At 67.8% G+C, this 16,178-nt stretch carries 17 protein-coding genes; 14 read left to right on the top strand and 3 right to left on the bottom strand.

The window, feature by feature from the left end:
- Positions 1 to 133 precede the first annotated feature (133 nt).
- Positions 134 to 736, top strand: coding sequence for a TetR/AcrR family transcriptional regulator (locus Y900_RS10520; protein ID WP_036341796.1), 603 nt, complete (start codon positions 134 to 136; stop codon positions 734 to 736).
- Positions 737 to 826: 90 nt separating this feature from the next.
- Positions 827 to 1,330 (top strand): Clp protease N-terminal domain-containing protein, encoded by a 504-nt coding sequence (locus Y900_RS10515; RefSeq protein ID WP_081845059.1) that lies wholly within the window; start codon positions 827 to 829, stop codon positions 1,328 to 1,330.
- On the opposite strand, the gene Y900_RS10510 is transcribed toward Y900_RS10515, so the two are convergent.
- Complete coding sequence (locus Y900_RS10510; protein ID WP_036341794.1) at positions 1,327 to 2,508, bottom strand: LLM class flavin-dependent oxidoreductase; 1,182 nt, start codon at positions 2,506 to 2,508, stop codon at positions 1,327 to 1,329. The genes Y900_RS10515 and Y900_RS10510 overlap by 4 nt on opposite strands.
- Positions 2,505 to 3,404, bottom strand: a complete 900-nt coding sequence (locus Y900_RS10505) for an alpha/beta fold hydrolase (protein WP_036341793.1) — start codon at positions 3,402 to 3,404, stop codon at positions 2,505 to 2,507. Before Y900_RS10505 ends, Y900_RS10510 begins: the two co-directional genes overlap by 4 nt.
- 174 nt (positions 3,405 to 3,578) lie before the next feature.
- Here Y900_RS10505 and ftsH point away from each other — a divergent pair, with 174 nt between their 5' ends.
- From ftsH to Y900_RS10450, 11 genes are all read left to right on the top strand, one after another.
- Positions 3,579 to 5,903: an ATP-dependent zinc metalloprotease FtsH gene (gene ftsH / locus Y900_RS10500; protein WP_036341792.1), complete on the top strand. Its 2,325-nt coding sequence runs from the start codon at positions 3,579 to 3,581 to the stop codon at positions 5,901 to 5,903.
- 17 nt (positions 5,904 to 5,920) lie between these two features.
- A complete protein-coding gene (gene folE, locus Y900_RS10495) occupies positions 5,921 to 6,523 on the top strand; it encodes a GTP cyclohydrolase I FolE (protein ID WP_102807395.1) in 603 nt (200 codons plus the stop codon).
- Positions 6,520 to 7,374: a dihydropteroate synthase gene (folP, locus tag Y900_RS10490; RefSeq protein ID WP_081845058.1), complete on the top strand. Its 855-nt coding sequence runs from the start codon at positions 6,520 to 6,522 to the stop codon at positions 7,372 to 7,374. Before folE ends, folP begins: the two co-directional genes overlap by 4 nt.
- Positions 7,367 to 7,768 (top strand): dihydroneopterin aldolase, encoded by a 402-nt coding sequence (gene folB / locus Y900_RS10485; protein WP_036346386.1) that lies wholly within the window; start codon positions 7,367 to 7,369, stop codon positions 7,766 to 7,768. The genes folP and folB overlap by 8 nt, the downstream gene beginning before the upstream one ends.
- Positions 7,765 to 8,286: a 2-amino-4-hydroxy-6-hydroxymethyldihydropteridine diphosphokinase gene (gene folK / locus Y900_RS10480; RefSeq protein WP_036341789.1), complete on the top strand. Its 522-nt coding sequence runs from the start codon at positions 7,765 to 7,767 to the stop codon at positions 8,284 to 8,286. The genes folB and folK overlap by 4 nt, the downstream gene beginning before the upstream one ends.
- On the top strand, positions 8,286 to 8,759 hold the full coding sequence (locus Y900_RS10475) for a DUF3180 domain-containing protein (protein ID WP_036341788.1): 474 nt from the start codon (positions 8,286 to 8,288) through the stop codon (positions 8,757 to 8,759). Before folK ends, Y900_RS10475 begins: the two co-directional genes overlap by 1 nt.
- 67 nt (positions 8,760 to 8,826) lie before the next feature.
- Entirely contained in the window at positions 8,827 to 10,146 is a 1,320-nt protein-coding gene (locus Y900_RS10470) for a DUF6779 domain-containing protein (protein ID WP_036341787.1), read from the top strand.
- A gap of 96 nt (positions 10,147 to 10,242) precedes the next feature.
- Positions 10,243 to 11,178, top strand: coding sequence for a Rossmann-like and DUF2520 domain-containing protein (locus Y900_RS10465; protein ID WP_036346385.1), 936 nt, complete (start codon positions 10,243 to 10,245; stop codon positions 11,176 to 11,178).
- Positions 11,166 to 12,104 (top strand): pantoate--beta-alanine ligase, encoded by a 939-nt coding sequence (gene panC, locus Y900_RS10460; protein ID WP_420329752.1) that lies wholly within the window; start codon positions 11,166 to 11,168, stop codon positions 12,102 to 12,104. The genes Y900_RS10465 and panC overlap by 13 nt, the downstream gene beginning before the upstream one ends.
- Entirely contained in the window at positions 12,104 to 12,520 is a 417-nt protein-coding gene (panD, locus tag Y900_RS10455; RefSeq protein ID WP_036341786.1) for an aspartate 1-decarboxylase, read from the top strand. The genes panC and panD overlap by 1 nt, the downstream gene beginning before the upstream one ends.
- Positions 12,521 to 12,522: 2 nt before the next feature.
- Positions 12,523 to 13,335, top strand: coding sequence for a type III pantothenate kinase (locus Y900_RS10450; protein ID WP_036341785.1), 813 nt, complete (start codon positions 12,523 to 12,525; stop codon positions 13,333 to 13,335).
- Here Y900_RS10450 and Y900_RS10445 read toward each other — a convergent pair.
- Positions 13,332 to 14,600, bottom strand: a complete 1,269-nt coding sequence (locus tag Y900_RS10445) for an alanine racemase (protein ID WP_036341784.1) — start codon at positions 14,598 to 14,600, stop codon at positions 13,332 to 13,334. The two genes, Y900_RS10450 and Y900_RS10445, sit on opposite strands and share 4 nt — an antisense overlap.
- A 23-nt stretch (positions 14,601 to 14,623) precedes the next feature.
- Here Y900_RS10445 and lysS point away from each other — a divergent pair, with 23 nt between their 5' ends.
- Positions 14,624 to 16,144 carry a lysine--tRNA ligase gene (lysS, locus tag Y900_RS10440; protein ID WP_036341783.1) on the top strand — a complete coding sequence of 507 codons (1,521 nt, stop codon included), beginning with the start codon at positions 14,624 to 14,626 and terminating at the stop codon, positions 16,142 to 16,144.
- Positions 16,145 to 16,178: the final 34 nt, after the last annotated feature.

The raw sequence follows: 16,178 nt of genomic DNA, 5'->3' as shown, positions 1-16,178 counted from the left end.
TGCGCAGCTGAGCGGGTAACCACCGGTCGTCGACGGTCTTGCTCTGCCCTCGATGTGTGTCCACGGCCCGAATCGCGCAGACCTATGGTCGTTATTGACGGTTGAGTCGGGTCGGCAAGGTGAAAGGGGACATGTGAACTCGGGGAGTCGCTCAGACCGGTCGAGACAGGACCGGATCCTCGACGCTGCGATGGAGGTGTTTTCCCAGCAAAGCGCCGCTGAGGCGACACTGCAGATGATCGCGGACTCCGCGGGTGTCTCGGTCGGGTTGGTACAGCACCATTTCGGCTCGAAGGACGGCTTGATCGCGGCCGTCGACGCGCATGTGATGGCGGTCATCGGCGCCGCGATGACACAGCCGTTACCCGACTCGCCTACCGAGGCTGTGCTGGAGATGGGTAGCAGAGTGGGCTCACTGCTATCGGACCACCGAGCCGTCGTCGACTATCTCGCTCGTTTGCTGGTAGACGGGACCGACTCCGGGGTCGCGTTCTTTGACGCGACGGTGGGGATCGTCGTGAGCCACTGGCAGCAGTTGGCGGAGATCGGGGCCACGCGAGAAAACCTCGATGTGGTCTGGGCAGCGTTGAACCCGACGATACTGGTGTTCGGCGCGATCATCCTGCGCCGACATATTGAGCGCCACCTGCCAGAACCGCTGTGGACCCCAGAGCAGCTGAGCCGCTGGGAGGAGTCGGTGAACACGCTGCTCCGGTATGGACAGTTCAGAGAATGACGCGTCCGGACCTGCTCGGCGACGTGGCTTGACGGCCGCGGGGGCGAGCCGGGTGAAGAACCATACGTGAATATTGTACAATATGTAAGTATGGTTGCTGGAGATGCATTTCCGGGCGAGGATCTCGTCGCGGCTCGGGTTGCAACTGCCCTCTCCGGTCTGAGTTCTGAGGGTCGCAGCGTGGTCAATCGCGCGTACAGCGAGGCCTACGGATATGCCAGCGACCTCGTGGGGTCCGCACACGTACTGATCGGGTTGGTCGCCGACACCTCGAATGCGGTCAGCTCGGCACTGCACAAACGCGCCGTGATCGTAGAGACGATTCAACGGCAGTTCGAGCGGATCACCGGCGCCCAGCGGCGGGAGTCGCCACGGTATATCCACCTGACCTTCAGCTCTCATGCCAAGGCGGTACTCATCGGTGCTGCCGAACTTGCTCGGGACACCCGATCTCCGATGACCGGCCTCGACCATCTGTGGCTGGCGGTCAGCCGCGCCGAGGGCTCGGTCGCGCGCCGCATCCTGGCCGACCTTGGCCACCTGAGCTACGTCGAGCAGCTGTGTGCGGCGTCAACGCCTCCGGACCTCAGCTAAGCCTGCTCGCCGGCGTGCTCGCCGATCGCCTTCATGATCGCCTCACCGGCGCGGCCGAACAGGTCGTTGCGTTTGCGCTGCGCCCAGTCGTGCGACGCTCGCGGCGCCTGAAGCTGTCCTTTGAAGTGCGGCATGACTTTTCGCGCGAACAACTCGTACGAGTGGTAGGTGGCCTGAGGGTCGGCCCAGTCGTGGCCGAGCATCAGGAACGTGCCGAAGCCGCCCGAGCGGTCCAGCAGATCGGTGATGTAGGCGACGGCATCATCGGGTGTGCCGATACAGCAGTTGCCACCGGCCGCATAGTCGGCGACGAACTGCTGTGGGGACTGCTCTGCGGCCTCCACGTCATTGGACAGCGGTACGAACCCGGCGGCGCCGAAATAGTTTGCGAAATCCTGCAGTCCGTAGGTGCAGTCCTCGATCGCCTGCTCGCGGGTGTCGGCCAGGTGCATGATCCCGAGCACCCGCCACGTCGAGCGATCGGGCTCGGGCCGGCCGGCCTTGGCGGCCTGATCGACCACGACACCCCAGGCGTCCTCCAGCGCCGCGTACCCGCCGGGCACCGACATCGACAACGACAGCAGCGAGGTGCCCAGCTGTCCGGCCAGTCGCGGACCCGATGGGGAAACCATTGCGGCCGTGGAGATTTCCGGATACGGCCAGGTGTAGGGCCGGATATGCAGCTGCGCGTCGCGCAGGGTGAACCAATCTGAGTGCCGGTCGACCCGCTCGTCGGGCCCGGCGCGGAACAACGCCAGGATCGCGTCGAGCGACTCCTGCATCATCCGCCGCTGCTCCACCGGATCGATGCCCATCATGTACGCGTCCGACGGCAATGCGCCGGGCCCGGTGCCGAAGATCACCCGGCCCCGGGTCAGGTGGTCGAGCAGCACCCAGCGGTCCGCGACCATCAGCGGATGGTGGTAGGGCAGCGACACCACGCCGGTACCCAGCCGGATGTGCTTGGTGCGCTCGGCGGCGGCGGCGATGAACACCTCCGGGCAGGCGATCAATTCGTACCCGCCGGAGTGGTGTTCGCCGAACCACGCCTCGTCGAACCCGAGCCGATCCAGGGCGACCGTCCGCTCCAGGTCGTATTCCAGTGCGACGGTTGGGGATTGCCCTACCGGATGAAACGGCGTGATGAACACTCCGAAGTTCAGCGGCTTTTGCGTCACGACGACTCCACTTCGCGTAGGAACTCCAACAGGATCCGATTCACGTCCTCGGGGCGCTCCTGCTGCACCCAGTGCCCGGCGCCGTCGATCCACCGCTCGGTGTACGGCCCGGCCACCACCTCACGGGCGCGGGCCGGATTCATCGTCGGCGCGATCGGGTCTGCGGTACCGCCCACGAACAGCGCGGGCACGGTGATGTGCGCGCCGGCGAGCTGAGGCGTCGACTCCCAGTTGCGGTCGTAGTTGCGATACCAGTTCAGCGCACCGGTGAATCCGGTCCTGCCGAACTCGGCGACGTAGTGGTCGAACTCGGCGTCGCTGATCCACCCGGGCGGCGCCGACGGGGAGAGGTCGGCGAACATCTCGCGCATGGTGGCGGCCACATCGGCGGCCATCTCGGCGTCGGCCCTGCCGGGTTCCTGGAACCGCAACATATAGAAGTCGTCGCCGAACTTCTCCCGCCACCGCTCGGTGGGCCGGCTCCGCGCCCGCGGGATCGGCGGCACGCTCAGGCCGGCGACCGCCCGGACCCGGTCCGGATGCAGCAGCGCGGTATGCCACACCACCATTGCGCCCCAGTCGTGGCCGATGAACACGGCCTGCGCCGCGCCGCCGCCAATTTCGGAGTCCAGCAGGGCCACCAGGTCGCCGGTGAGGCGGTGGATGTCGTAGGCCTCGATCGCCTCGGGTGCCGACGATCCGCCGTAGCCGCGCTGGTCGGGTGCCAGTACGTGGTAGCCGGCGTCGGCGAGGACGGGAATCTGGTGTCGCCACGAGTACGCCAGCTCGGGGAAGCCGTGCGCCAGCACCACCACGGGCGCGCCCGGGTCACCGGCTTCGAGCACCCGCAACCGGACCTCGGCGACGTCGACTAACCGTTCGGTCGGAGCGAGCACGGTGCCAGCCAAGCACAGCTTCGGGCGGCCCGGAAGTGTCCGTTCGGCGCACAGCGAACAGCTACCAAAGCCTGACGGAAACCCTCATGCGCGTTGCCCACGTTGTCCTAGCGGTAGCCTGAACTATCCCAGCTGCGCATATCGGAAGGACCGGGCCGTAACGGCCGATGCTTGATGAACCGCAAAAACGTGATCCGCACACTCACGGTGATTGCCGTCGTGCTGTTGCTCGGCTGGTCGTTCTTCTATTTCAGTGACGACACCCGGGGTTACAAACCCATCGACACGTCGGTGGCGATGTCGCAGATCACCGGGGACAACGTCAAGAGCGCGCAGATCGACGACCGCGAGCAACAACTCCGCCTCGAGCTGAAGAACGGCAACGGCGACACCGAGAACTCCAACAAGGTGATCACCAAGTACCCGACCGGGTACGGGGTGGACCTGTTCAACGCGCTGAGCGCCAAGAACATCAAGACCAACACCGTTGTGAACCAGGGCAGCATCCTGGGTTCGCTGCTGGTCTACATGCTTCCGTTGCTCCTGCTGGTCGGCCTGTTCGTGCTGTTCTCCCGCATGCAGACCGGCGGTCGGATGGGCTTCGGCTTCGGCAAGTCGAAGGCCAAACAGCTGGGCAAGGACATGCCCAAGACGACCTTCGCCGACGTCGCGGGCGTGGACGAAGCGGTCGAGGAGCTGTACGAGATCAAAGATTTCCTGCAGAACCCGTCGCGGTATCAGGCGCTCGGCGCCAAGATCCCGCGCGGCGTGCTGCTCTACGGTCCGCCCGGAACCGGTAAGACCCTGCTGGCCCGCGCGGTCGCCGGCGAGGCCGGAGTTCCGTTCTTCACCATTTCGGGTTCGGACTTCGTCGAAATGTTCGTCGGCGTCGGCGCCTCCCGGGTGCGCGACATGTTCGAGCAGGCCAAGCAGAACAGCCCGTGCATCATCTTCGTCGACGAGATCGACGCTGTGGGTCGCCAGCGTGGCGCCGGTATGGGCGGCGGCCACGACGAGCGCGAGCAGACACTGAACCAGTTGCTCGTCGAGATGGACGGCTTCGGCGACCGGCAGGGCGTCATCCTGATCGCGGCCACCAACCGGCCCGACATTCTCGACCCGGCGCTGCTGCGCCCGGGCCGCTTCGACCGCCAGATCCCGGTCACCAGCCCCGACCTCGCCGGCCGCAAGGCTGTGCTGCGGGTGCACTCGCAGGGCAAGCCGATGTCCCCCGACGCCGACCTCGACGGACTGGCCAAGCGCACCGTCGGCATGTCCGGCGCCGACCTTGCCAACGTCATCAACGAGGCCGCGCTGCTCACCGCCCGCGAGAACGGCACCATCATCACCGCGGCCGCGCTGGAGGAAGCCGTCGACCGGGTGATCGGCGGACCCCGTCGCAAGGGTCGCGTGATCAGCGAGCTGGAGAAGAAGATCACCGCCTACCACGAGGGTGGGCACACCCTGGCAGCCTGGGCGATGCCCGACATCGAACCGATCTACAAGGTGACGATCCTGGCCCGCGGCCGTACCGGCGGCCACGCCGTGTCGGTACCCGAGGACGACAAGGGCCTGATGACCCGCTCGGAGATGATCGCCCGGCTGGTGTTCGCGATGGGCGGTCGCGCGGCCGAGGAGCTGGTGTTCCGCGAGCCGACCACCGGCGCGGTGTCCGACATCGATCAGGCCACCAAGATCGCCCGCGCGATGGTCACCGAGTACGGCATGAGCGCCAAGCTGGGCGCGGTCAAGTACGGCACCGAGCACGGCGATCCGTTCCTGGGCCGCACGATGGGCACCCAGTCGGACTACAGCCACGAGGTCGCCCGCGACATCGACGACGAGGTCCGCAAGCTGATCGAGGCCGCGCACACCGAGGCGTGGGCGATCCTCACCGAATACCGCGACGTGCTCGACACCCTGGCCGGTGAGCTCCTGGAGAAGGAGACGCTGCACCGCAAGGAGCTGGAAGCCATCTTCGGTGACGTGAAGAAGCGGCCCCGCCTGACGGTGTTCGACGACTTCGGCGGACGCATCCCGTCCGACAAGCCGCCGATCAAGACCCCGGGTGAGCTGGCCATCGAACGTGGCGAGCCGTGGCCCAAGCCGATGCCCGAGCCTGCCTTCAAGAAGGCGATCGCGCAGGCCAGTGCGCAGGCGCAGGCGCCGCGCGGCGGAAACGGCAACGGCGCGCACGCCGGCCAGCAGCCGCAACCGGGCTCGACGCAGCCCGACTACGGCGCACCGGCCGGCTGGCATGCCCCCGGCTGGCCGCCGCAGGGTGGCCCGCAGCAGGGCCAGCAAGGCCAGCCGCACGGTCAGCAGGGCGGATATTGGTACCCGCCGCAGCCCGGTTGGGGCCAGCCGCATCCGCAGCAGGGCCAGCAATATCCGCCCTATCAGCCGTATCCTTCCCCCAGCCACCCGGGTCAGCATGCGAAGCCGCAGGACGATTCGGGTGACGACGGGGGCCGGTCGAATCATGAGTCCCACGGCTGATGACGAACGGAGCTTCGATGGCGCAGCCCAACGCGAGCACGTTGGAGACCCCTGTATTCGATCAGACCCGGGCCGAGGCCGCTGTTCGTGAACTGCTGCTGGCGGTCGGCGAGGACCCCGACCGGCACGGTCTGCAGGACACACCGGCGCGGGTCGCGCGGGCCTTCCAGGAGATGTTCTCCGGGCTGTACACCGATCCGGACGCGGTGCTGGACACCACCTTCGACGAACAACACGACGAACTCGTGCTCGTCAAGGACATCCCGATGTACTCCACCTGCGAGCACCACCTGGTGGCGTTCCACGGTGTCGCGCACGTCGGCTACATCCCCGGCGAGGACGGCCGGGTGACCGGACTGTCGAAGCTGGCCCGGGTGGTCGATCTGTATGCCAAGCGCCCCCAGGTGCAGGAACGGCTGACCACCCAGATCGCCGACGCCGTGATGCGCAAGCTCAAGCCGCGCGGGGTGATAGTCGTGATCGAGGCCGAGCATTTGTGCATGGCGATGCGCGGGGTGCGCAAGCCGGGTGCGAGTACGACGACATCGGCGGTCCGCGGACAGTTCAAGTCCGACCATGCATCGCGATCCGAGGCGCTGGATCTCATCTTGCGTAAATGACGCAATCACACGGACCGCGCACCCTGGTGATGGGAGTTGTCAACGTCACCGACGACTCCTTCTCCGACGGCGGACGCTATCTCGACCCGGCCCGCGCCGTCGAACACGCACTGGCCCTGGTCGCCCAGGGTGCGTCCATCATCGACGTCGGCGGTGAGTCCACCCGCCCCGGTGCGGTGCGCATCGACGCCGCCGTCGAGTCCGCCCGCGTCATACCCGTCATCAAAGAGCTTGCCGCCCAAGGGATCACGGTGAGCATCGACACCATGCACGCGGCTGTCGCGGCCGCCGCGCTGGACAACGGCGCAACCGTCGTCAACGACGTCTCCGGCGGCAAGGCCGATCCGGTGATGGCGCCGCTGGTGGCTGAGGCGAAGGTGCCCTGGGTGCTGATGCATTGGCGCTCGGTGCGGACCGAGCATCCCCACGATGTGCCGGACTACGGCGACGTGGTGACCGAGGTGCGCGACGATCTGCTCGCCGGTGTCGACGCCGCCGTCGCGGCGGGCGTGGATCAGGAGAACCTGATCATCGATCCGGGCCTGGGGTTCGCCAAGACCGCCGACCACAACTGGGCGTTGCTGCACGCGCTGCCGGAGTTCGTCGCGACCGGAATCCCGGTGCTGGTCGGTGCGTCCCGCAAGCGGTTCCTCGGCTCGCTGCTGGCCGACGCCGACGGCACCGTCCGACCGCCGGACGGTCGCGAAACCGCGACCGCGGTGATCTCGGCGCTGGCCGCGGTCCACGGCGCCTGGGGGGTCCGGGTGCATGACGTGCGCGCCAGCGTGGACGCGCTCAAAGTGGCTGGAGCATGGGCTGGCGGGCGGGAACAAGCAGGTGCAGATGGCTGACCGGATCGAGCTGCGCGGCCTGACGGTCCGCGGCAACCACGGCGTCTTCGATCACGAGCGCCGTGACGGACAGGACTTCATCGTCGACATCACCGTATGGATCGACTTGGCCGACGCCGCCGCCAGCGACGACCTCGCCGACACCGTCGACTACGGGACGCTGGCCCAGCGCGCGGCCGCCATCGTCGGCGGCCCGGCGCGCAATCTGATCGAGACGGTCGCGGGCGAGATCGCCGAAGACGTGATGAACGACCGGCGGGTGCATGCCGTCGAGGTGGTGGTGCACAAGCCGAACGCGCCGATCCCGTTGACGTTCACCGACGTTGCAGTGGTCGCACGGCGGTCTCGCCGCAGCGGACGGGGCCAGATCGTTCCCCTCGACGGTGAGCTGTGACCCGCGTTGTGCTCTCGATCGGCTCCAATCTCGGTGACCGGGTGGCGCGGCTGCAGGCCGCCGTCGACGGGCTCGGCGACACCGTGCGCGCGCTGTCACCGGTCTACGAAACCGATGCCTGGGGCGGTGTCGAGCAGGGCCCGTTCCTCAACGCGGTCGTGGTGGCCGACGACCCCGAGGCCGACGGTCACGAATGGTTGAGGCGCGCACAGGCTTTGGAGAACGCCAACGACCGCATCCGTGAGCAGAAGTGGGGACCGCGCACCCTCGACGTGGACCTCGTCACCTGTCATGACGGCGATACCGAGGTCTTCTCCCGGGACGAGGGGCTGACCCTGCCGCATCCGCTGGCCCACATGCGAGCCTTCGTGATGGTGCCATGGCTGGCCGTTGACCCCGACGCCGAGCTCACCGTGGGCGGCGAGAGCCAGCGGGTCGACCGGCTGCTGGCCGAGCTCGATGCGGTGGACCGCGACGGAGTGCGCCTGACCCCTCTCGTGCTTCGGCTGGGCGCTTGATGGGGCCGACACGTAAACGCGATCTCACCATCGCCGCGGTCGGAGTCGCGATCCTGGCTTGGTTGTTGATGCGGGTGCTGTACCGCGACTTTCCTGCGATCACAGCGTGGACTGGACTGTCCTTACTGGCGGTCGCCGCGCTCGAGGGCGCCTGGGGGGTGTCTGTGCGGACGAAAATCCGAGACGGGCAGATCGGTGTCGGCGGCGGACGGCTGCACCCGCTGGCTGTCGCACGCAGCGTCGCGATCGCCAAAGCTTCCGCGTGGGTCGGCGCGCTGATGCTGGGCTGGTGGGTCGGCGTGCTGGTCTACCTATGGCTCAGGCGGACTGAGCACGTGGCCGGCACCTTCATCCCCGGTGCTGTCATCGCGGTAGTCAGTGCCCTCGCGCTGGTGGCCGCTGCGCTCTGGCTGGAGTATTGCTGCCGCTCGCCCGGCGACCCGACCGACGATCCGGACGCCGCCCGGGAATAGTGCGAAGGCGGCGAATCGCCGCAGCTCGACGACACGCGGACGGACGTCGCGCGGGTACAGTCAGCCCATGACCGTTCTGTCCCGCGGCGCCAAGAATCGGCGCGGCGGCCGCAGGCCGGGTTGGCTGCTCTTGACGGTGTTGCTGGTCCTTGCCATTGCGGCCAGTTCCGCGTTGGTTTTCACCACTCGCGTCGAGCTGCTGAAGCTGGCGGTCATCCTGTCGTTGTGGGCCGCGGTGATCGGGGCATTCGTCTCCGTTATGTACCGCAGGCAGAGCGATATCGATGCCGCCCGGGCGCGTGACCTGAAGCTGGTCTACGACCTGCAGCTCGACCGGGAGATCTCGGCCCGTCGCGAATACGAACTCAGCGTCGAATCGCACCTGCGCCGGGAGCTCGCCTCCGAGCTGCGTGAGCAGGCTGCCGACGAGGTCGCCGCGCTGCGGGCAGAGCTGGCGGCGTTGCGGGCAAATCTGGAGATGATATTCGACGCCGACCTGGGTGACCGGCCGGCGCTCGAGGGCGATCGGGCCGCCGACTGGACCCGCGACACTACGACCATGCCGCCGGTGCCCGGGCGTGTCGAGAGCAGCCGGATCACCCCGGTCCGGCCGCCGGACACGGCCAGCCGCACCGCCGAGAACCCGATCATCGACGTTCCCGAAGAGCCGCTGGTCTCGTCGCATCCGGAGCAGCCGCAGCCGTCGCCGCGGCGCCGCCGTCGGGTCGAGCCCGAACCCGAACCCGAGCCGGTTGGTTCGCACCGGCGGCCGTGGGACAACGGCGAGCGGAACGCCGGGCGGGCTGTCGAGCCGGAGCGACCGTTCGCGCCACCCCCGCCCGACCCCGACGTCGCCGCCGCGGCCGCGGCCCTGGCGCCAGAATCTACGCAGTCCGAGCCGCCGCGCCCGTCGACTGAGGGTGCGGAATGGCGACCGGTCGAACCCGACGGGCGCTGGCTACCGCCGGGCTCGCCGGGCAGCAACTGGGTTGCCAACGCCGACAACGGTTTCGTCGTGCCGTCGGCCGCGGCGCAGGGATCTCCCGTTGACGCGCCCCGGGGTCGGCATTGGACCCCGCCGCAGGAGGCGGCGCCAATCGAGCAACCCCGGCCGGAACCGCAGCCGGACGCGCGGCCCGAACCCGCGATGCAGCCGTCGCCGGAACCCGCCGCCCCGCGGTCGCGCCATTCCGTCGACAGCCCCGGCCAGCCCGCCATGACCACCCCACCGCCTCCGGCCCGGCACCGCGGGACCGAGGAGGAGCCGCGGCGCAGGGCCCGGGACGCCGAGCAGACCGGCGGCCAGTCGGTGGCCGACCTGCTGGCCCGGCTGCAGGCCAATGCCACGCCCGGGGAGGGCGGCAGGCGGCGTCGACGCGACGAGTAGGTCGCGAATCGGGGCGAGTTAGAGTTGTCCTCGACCGTCCGGTACCTGGCACAGGACTGGAACGAACAACTCATTGACGTCAGCGAGGTCGTCTACGTGGGGACCCCCAGCGGCTTGCGCCCGGCCCGGCTCAAGGTCGGCATCGTGTCGGCCGGCCGTGTCGGCACCGCCCTCGGCGTCGCGTTGGAGCGGGCCGAACATGTGGTGGTCGCGTGCAGCGCGATCTCGGTGGCGTCGCGCCGGCTCGCCGAACGGCGGCTGCCCGACACCGAGATCCTGCCGGTGCCCGACGTCGCCGACCGGGCCGAGTTGCTGCTGTTGACGGTTCCCGATTCAGAGCTGCCCGGCTTGGTGCGGGGGCTGGCGGCGACGGGTGCGGTGCGCCGCGGAACCATCGTCGTGCACACCTCGGGCGCGAACGGAGTTGCGATCCTGGCGCCGCTGGCCGATTTGGGGTGCGTCCCGCTGGCGATCCACCCGGCAATGACGTTCACCGGCGCCGATGAGGACATCGCCCGGCTGTCCGACAGCTGCTTCGGCGTCACCGCGGCCGATGAGATCGGCTATGCCATCGCCCAGTCGCTGGTCCTCGAGATCGGCGGCGAGCCGTTCGGGGTGCGCGAGGATGCGCGCACGCTGTATCACGCGGCCCTGGCCCACGCCAGCAATCACCTCGTCACGGTGGTGGCCGATGCGCTGGATGCATTGCGAGCGGCGGTATCCGGCCAGGAGCTGCTCGGGCAGGAACTGGTCGGTGACGCGCCTGGTGGCCTGGCGGAGCGGATCGTGGGCCCGCTGGCGCGTGCCGCCCTGGAGAACACGCTGCAGCGCGGGCAGGCGGCGCTGACGGGGCCGGTCGCCCGCGGCGACGCGGCTGCGGTAGCCGGCCATCTTGCTGCACTTGACGCGGTGAATCCCGAACTGGCCCAGTCTTACTGCGCGAACTCACTGCGCACCGCCCAGCGCGCGCACGCCCCCGAGGAGGTTGTCGAGGTGTTGGCGAACTGGTCAGGACAAGGGTGGCGGCCATGACACCGCCGAAATTCATTGCTGGGCAACTTAACCTGTACCAGACGCCGCAAGCGGTATCCGATGTGACCCGGGCGCTGCGCCACACCGGCAGGCGGGTGATGCTGGTGCCGACGATGGGCGCGCTGCATGACGGTCACCTGTCTCTGGTGCGCGCAGCCAAGAAAGTGCCGGGTGCGGTGGTCGTGGTGTCGATCTTCGTCAATCCTTTGCAGTTCGGCGCCGGCGAAGATCTCGACGCCTATCCACGAACGCTGGAATCCGACCTTGAGCTGTTGCGCGGTGAAGACGTCGAGGTGGTCTTCGCCCCGAGCGCGTCTGCCATGTATCCAGACGGCCCGCGGACCACAGTGCGTCCCGGTCAGTTAGGTGGCGAGCTTGAAGGCGCTTCTCGGCCAGGACATTTCGCCGGAATGCTGACCGTCGTACTGAAGCTGCTGCAGATCGTGCGGCCGGACCGGGCGTTCTTCGGCGAAAAGGACTACCAGCAGCTCGTGCTGATCCGCCAGATGGTCGACGACCTCAATGTCGATGTCCGCATCGTCGGTGTACCCATCGTCCGCGAGGCTGACGGGCTGGCCATGTCCTCGCGCAATCGCTACCTCAATTCTGAGGAACGCGAACAGGCCTGCGCGTTGTCCTCGGCCCTGTTGGCCGGCATGTGGGCAGCGGCCGGCGGCGCCGATGCAGCGCTGGACGCCGCTCGGGCGGTGCTCGACGAGGTGCCCGCCATCGAGGTCGACTACCTGGAACTGCGGGGGCCGTGGCTTGATCAGGCGCCGCCGTCCGGCCCGGCCCGGCTGTTGATCGCTGCCCGACTGGGCGCCACCCGACTGCTGGACAACATCGCCGTCGATCTGTCCACCGACACCGCACCGCCCGGCGTCGGCGGCAACGGTGGTCACCCCGAAATCACCTGGAGAAATTGATGTTCCGGACGATGCTGAAGTCGAAGATCCACCGCGCGACCGTCACCCACGCCGACCTGCACTACGTCGGCTCGGTGACCATCGACGCCGACCTGATGGACGCCGCCGACCTTCTTGAAGGCGAACAGGTGACCATCGTCGACATCGACAACGGTGCGCGGCTGGAGACCTACGCGATCACCGGGCGGCGCGGCACCGGGGTGATCGGAATCAACGGGGCGGCGGCGCATTTGGTCCACCCCGGTGATCTGGTGATCCTGATCGCCTATGGCGTGATGACCGATGCCGAGGCGCGGGAGTACCGGCCGCGGGTCGTGTTCGTCGACGCGGACAACCGGCAGATAGATCTCGGTGACGACCCGGCGCATGTGCCGGACGACGTCACCGGTCTGCTGTCGCCGCGGACGGTGAGCTGACCGTGCTGCTGGCGATCGACGTCCGCAACACCCACACCGTCGTCGGGTTGATCTCCGGATCCGGCGACCATGCGAAAGTCATGCAGCACTGGCGAATCCGTACCGAGCCGGAAGTGACCGCCGACGAGCTCGCGCTCACCATCGAGGGATTGATCGGCGACGACTCCGAACGCCTGACCGGTGCGACCGGCCTGTCCACCGTGCCTTCGGTGATGCACGAGGTGCGCGTCATGCTCGAGCAGTACTGGTCCGCCGTGCCGCATGTGCTGATCGAACCTGGGGTGCGCACCGGGATTCCGCTGCTGGTCGACAACCCGAAGGAGGTCGGCGCCGACCGGATCGTGAACTGCCTGGCCGCTTACGCCAAGTTCTCCTCCGCCGCCATCGTGGTGGACTTCGGATCTTCGATCTGTGTGGACGTCGTATCGGCCAAAGGCGAATTCCTCGGCGGCGCAATAGCGCCCGGCGTGCAAGTGTCCTCGGATGCTGCGGCCGCACGGTCGGCGGCGTTGCGGCGCGTCGAGCTCACGCGGCCGCGGTCGGTCGTCGGCAAGAACACCGTGGAGTGCATGCAGGCCGGTGCGATGTTCGGCTTCGCCGGTCTGGTCGACGGTCTGGTGAACCGGATCCGGCAGGATGTCGACGGCTTCGCCGGCTCGGACGTGGCGGTCGTCGCCACCGGTCACACCGCCCCGTTGATGCTGCCTGATCTGCACACCGTGCAGCACTACGACCAGCACCTCACCCTGGACGGCCTGCGGATGGTCTACGAACGCAACCGCGACAATCAGCGCCGGATCAAATCGGCTCGCTAGAAGAACGTCCGCACCAGATCGATCACCCGGCCGTGCTCGTCGAGGACCGGGATCAGCTGCCATTTGTCGAACACCGTGCACGGGTGCGATACCCCGAACTCGATCCAGCTGCCGACCTCGACGACGTCCTGGGCGGCCGGCGACAGCCGCAGGAACGCGTGCTGGTCGTTGAGCGCGGCGACTTCGCAGCCCGCGAGATCCGTCCAGTCGGAGCCGATTCGAAGTCGTCGTGGCACAGGGAGATCTGCGTCGAAGGACACGTCGCGGCGGCCCATCGTCAACAACGCCAGGCCCGCCTCGGGCCGCGAACACACCTGAGCCCACACGTGCATCGCCGGTATGAACCCGCCCGGCTGCGCACCGGGCCTGGTCAGCGGCGAGGTCCGCAGATAGAGCCCGTCGTCGTTGGTCAGATACACCCCGCTGCGCAGGAGCGTGCGCCACGGTCCGGTCAGCCCCTCGGCGACCAGGTCGAAATGCGTACTGCCACCGGCGGTTACGACCATATCCGAACACAGAGGCGCCAGCCTGGTTGCCGCCGCGCGAACCCACTCGAGGTAACCCCGGACCCGCTCGACACCGTCGGGCGACACGTCGTGGCCCAGGGCGGCCTCGTAGCCGGCCACTCCGACCAGACGAAGCCGCGGACTGGCGACCGCCGCGGCGGCCACCGCATCGGCGCTTGCGTCGTCGCGGCAGCCGGTGCGGGTGCCCACTGCGCCCAGCTCGACGCAGACATCCAGCGGGCGTCGCGCGCCCGCGGCCTGCAGTGCCTTGCTCATCAGCGCCACCCCACGCGTGGAATCCACCCAGCAGATCAGCCGGAACTCGGGATCGCTGTCCAGTTCGGCAGCCAGCCACGCCAGGGCCGCGGCGTCCACCAGTTCGTTGGCCAGCACCACCTCGCGGACCCCGAATGCGCGGTAGGTCCGCACCTGGCTGATCGTCGCGGCGGTCACCGCGCATGCACCGACCGCGAACTGCCGGGCCAGCAGCTGCGGCGACATGTGGGTTTTCCCGTGCGGCGCCAGCTCGACCCCGTGCCGGGCACACCAGCCCGCCATCGTGGCCAGGTTGTGCCGCAGCGCAGTATCGGAGAGCGTGCAGACCGGGCCCAGCGGTCCGGCGTCGAACAGGTCGGGCGCCCCCGCACAGATCTGGGCCACCGTCAGCCCCGACCAGGAGGCCGGCAGCCCCTTGAACCGCCAGTCCACTCGTTCGCCCGCCAGGGCTGTGACCGCGGCCGCGTTTATGAGGGACGCCATGACCTCATTTAAGCTGGCACGTCGTGAGCTCTGCTGATACTCCGGAAACCGACCACTCGGACTCCGACGTCCCCGAGCAGTTCCGGATTCGCCAGGGCAAGCGCGAGGCCTTGTTGGCCGCAGGAAAAGACCCTTATCCCGTCGCGGTGCCGCGAACCCATTCGCTGGCCCAGATCAGGGCGGCGTATCCCGACCTGGAAGCCGACTCCGCCACCGGCGACATCGTCGGCGTCACCGGCCGGGTGGTGTTCGCCCGGAATTCGGGCAAGCTGTGCTTCGCCACCCTGCAGGAAGGCGACGGCACCCAGCTACAGGCGATGATCAGCCTGGCCGGCGTCGGCGAGGATGCCCTCGAAGCCTGGAAGACCGAGGTGGATCTGGGCGACATCGTGTTCGTGCACGGCGAGGTGATCAGTTCCCGCCGCGGCGAACTTTCGGTGCTGGCCGATGCGTGGCAGATGGCCAGCAAGGCGTTGCGTCCGCTGCCCGTCGCTCACAAAGAGATGAGCGAAGAGTCGCGCGTCCGGCAGCGGTACGTCGACCTGATCGTGCGCCCGCAGGCCCGCACCGTGGCCCGGCAACGCATCGCGGTGGTCCGTGCACTGCGCAATGCGCTGGATCGTCGCGGGTTCCTCGAAGTCGAAACGCCGATGCTGCAGACGCTCGCCGGTGGTGCGGCAGCGCGGCCGTTCATCACCCACTCGAACGCGCTCGACGCCGACCTGTATCTGCGGATCGCACCGGAGTTGTTCCTCAAACGATGCGTGGTGGGCGGTCTGGAGAAGGTTTTCGAGCTCAATCGAAACTTCCGAAACGAAGGCGCCGATTCGACGCATTCGCCGGAATTCTCGATGCTCGAGACTTATCAAGCATGGGGTACGTATGACGATTCGGCGATCGTCACCCGTGAAGTTATTCAGGAAGTCGCGGATGAGGCGATCGGCACGCGGCAAGTGCCATTGCCGGACGGCACAATCTATGACCTCGACGGTGAATGGCCGGCGCTGGAAATGTACCCGTCGTTGTCTGAAGCCCTCGGTGAAGAGATCACCCCGGACACTTCGCTGGAATATCTCCTCACTATTGCCGACCGGCTCGAGGTGGAGATCCCGCGGGATCGCGGCTACGGGCACGGCAAGGTGATCGAAGAACTGTGGGAGCACACAGTCGGGGACACATTGTGGGCCCCGACGTTCGTCAAGGATTTCCCGGTCGAGACCACACCGTTGACCCGCCAGCACCGCAGCATCCCCGGCGTCACGGAGAAGTGGGATCTGTACGTGCGCGGGTTCGAGTTGGCCACCGGCTATTCCGAGCTGGTCGACCCGATCGTTCAGCGCGAGCGCTTCGAAGCCCAAGCCAGGGCGGCGGCCGCGGGCGATGACGAGGCGATGGCACTCGACGAGGATTTCCTGGCGGCAATGGAGTATGCGATGCCTCCGACCACGGGAACCGGAATGGGCGTCGATCGTCTGCTGATGGCACTCACCGGCTTGTCAATTCGGGAAACTGTTTTGTTCCCGATTGTTCGCCGACATGGCTGAGGTGCGCTTATCCGAGCTACGTTGAATGATGTGG

The sequence above is a fragment of the Mycolicibacterium aromaticivorans JS19b1 = JCM 16368 genome, assembly GCF_000559085.1.
GTDB lineage: Bacteria > Actinomycetota > Actinomycetes > Mycobacteriales > Mycobacteriaceae > Mycobacterium > Mycobacterium aromaticivorans.
Note: the sequence above shows the minus strand (reverse complement) of the source record. Positions and strands in the feature narration are given on the sequence as shown.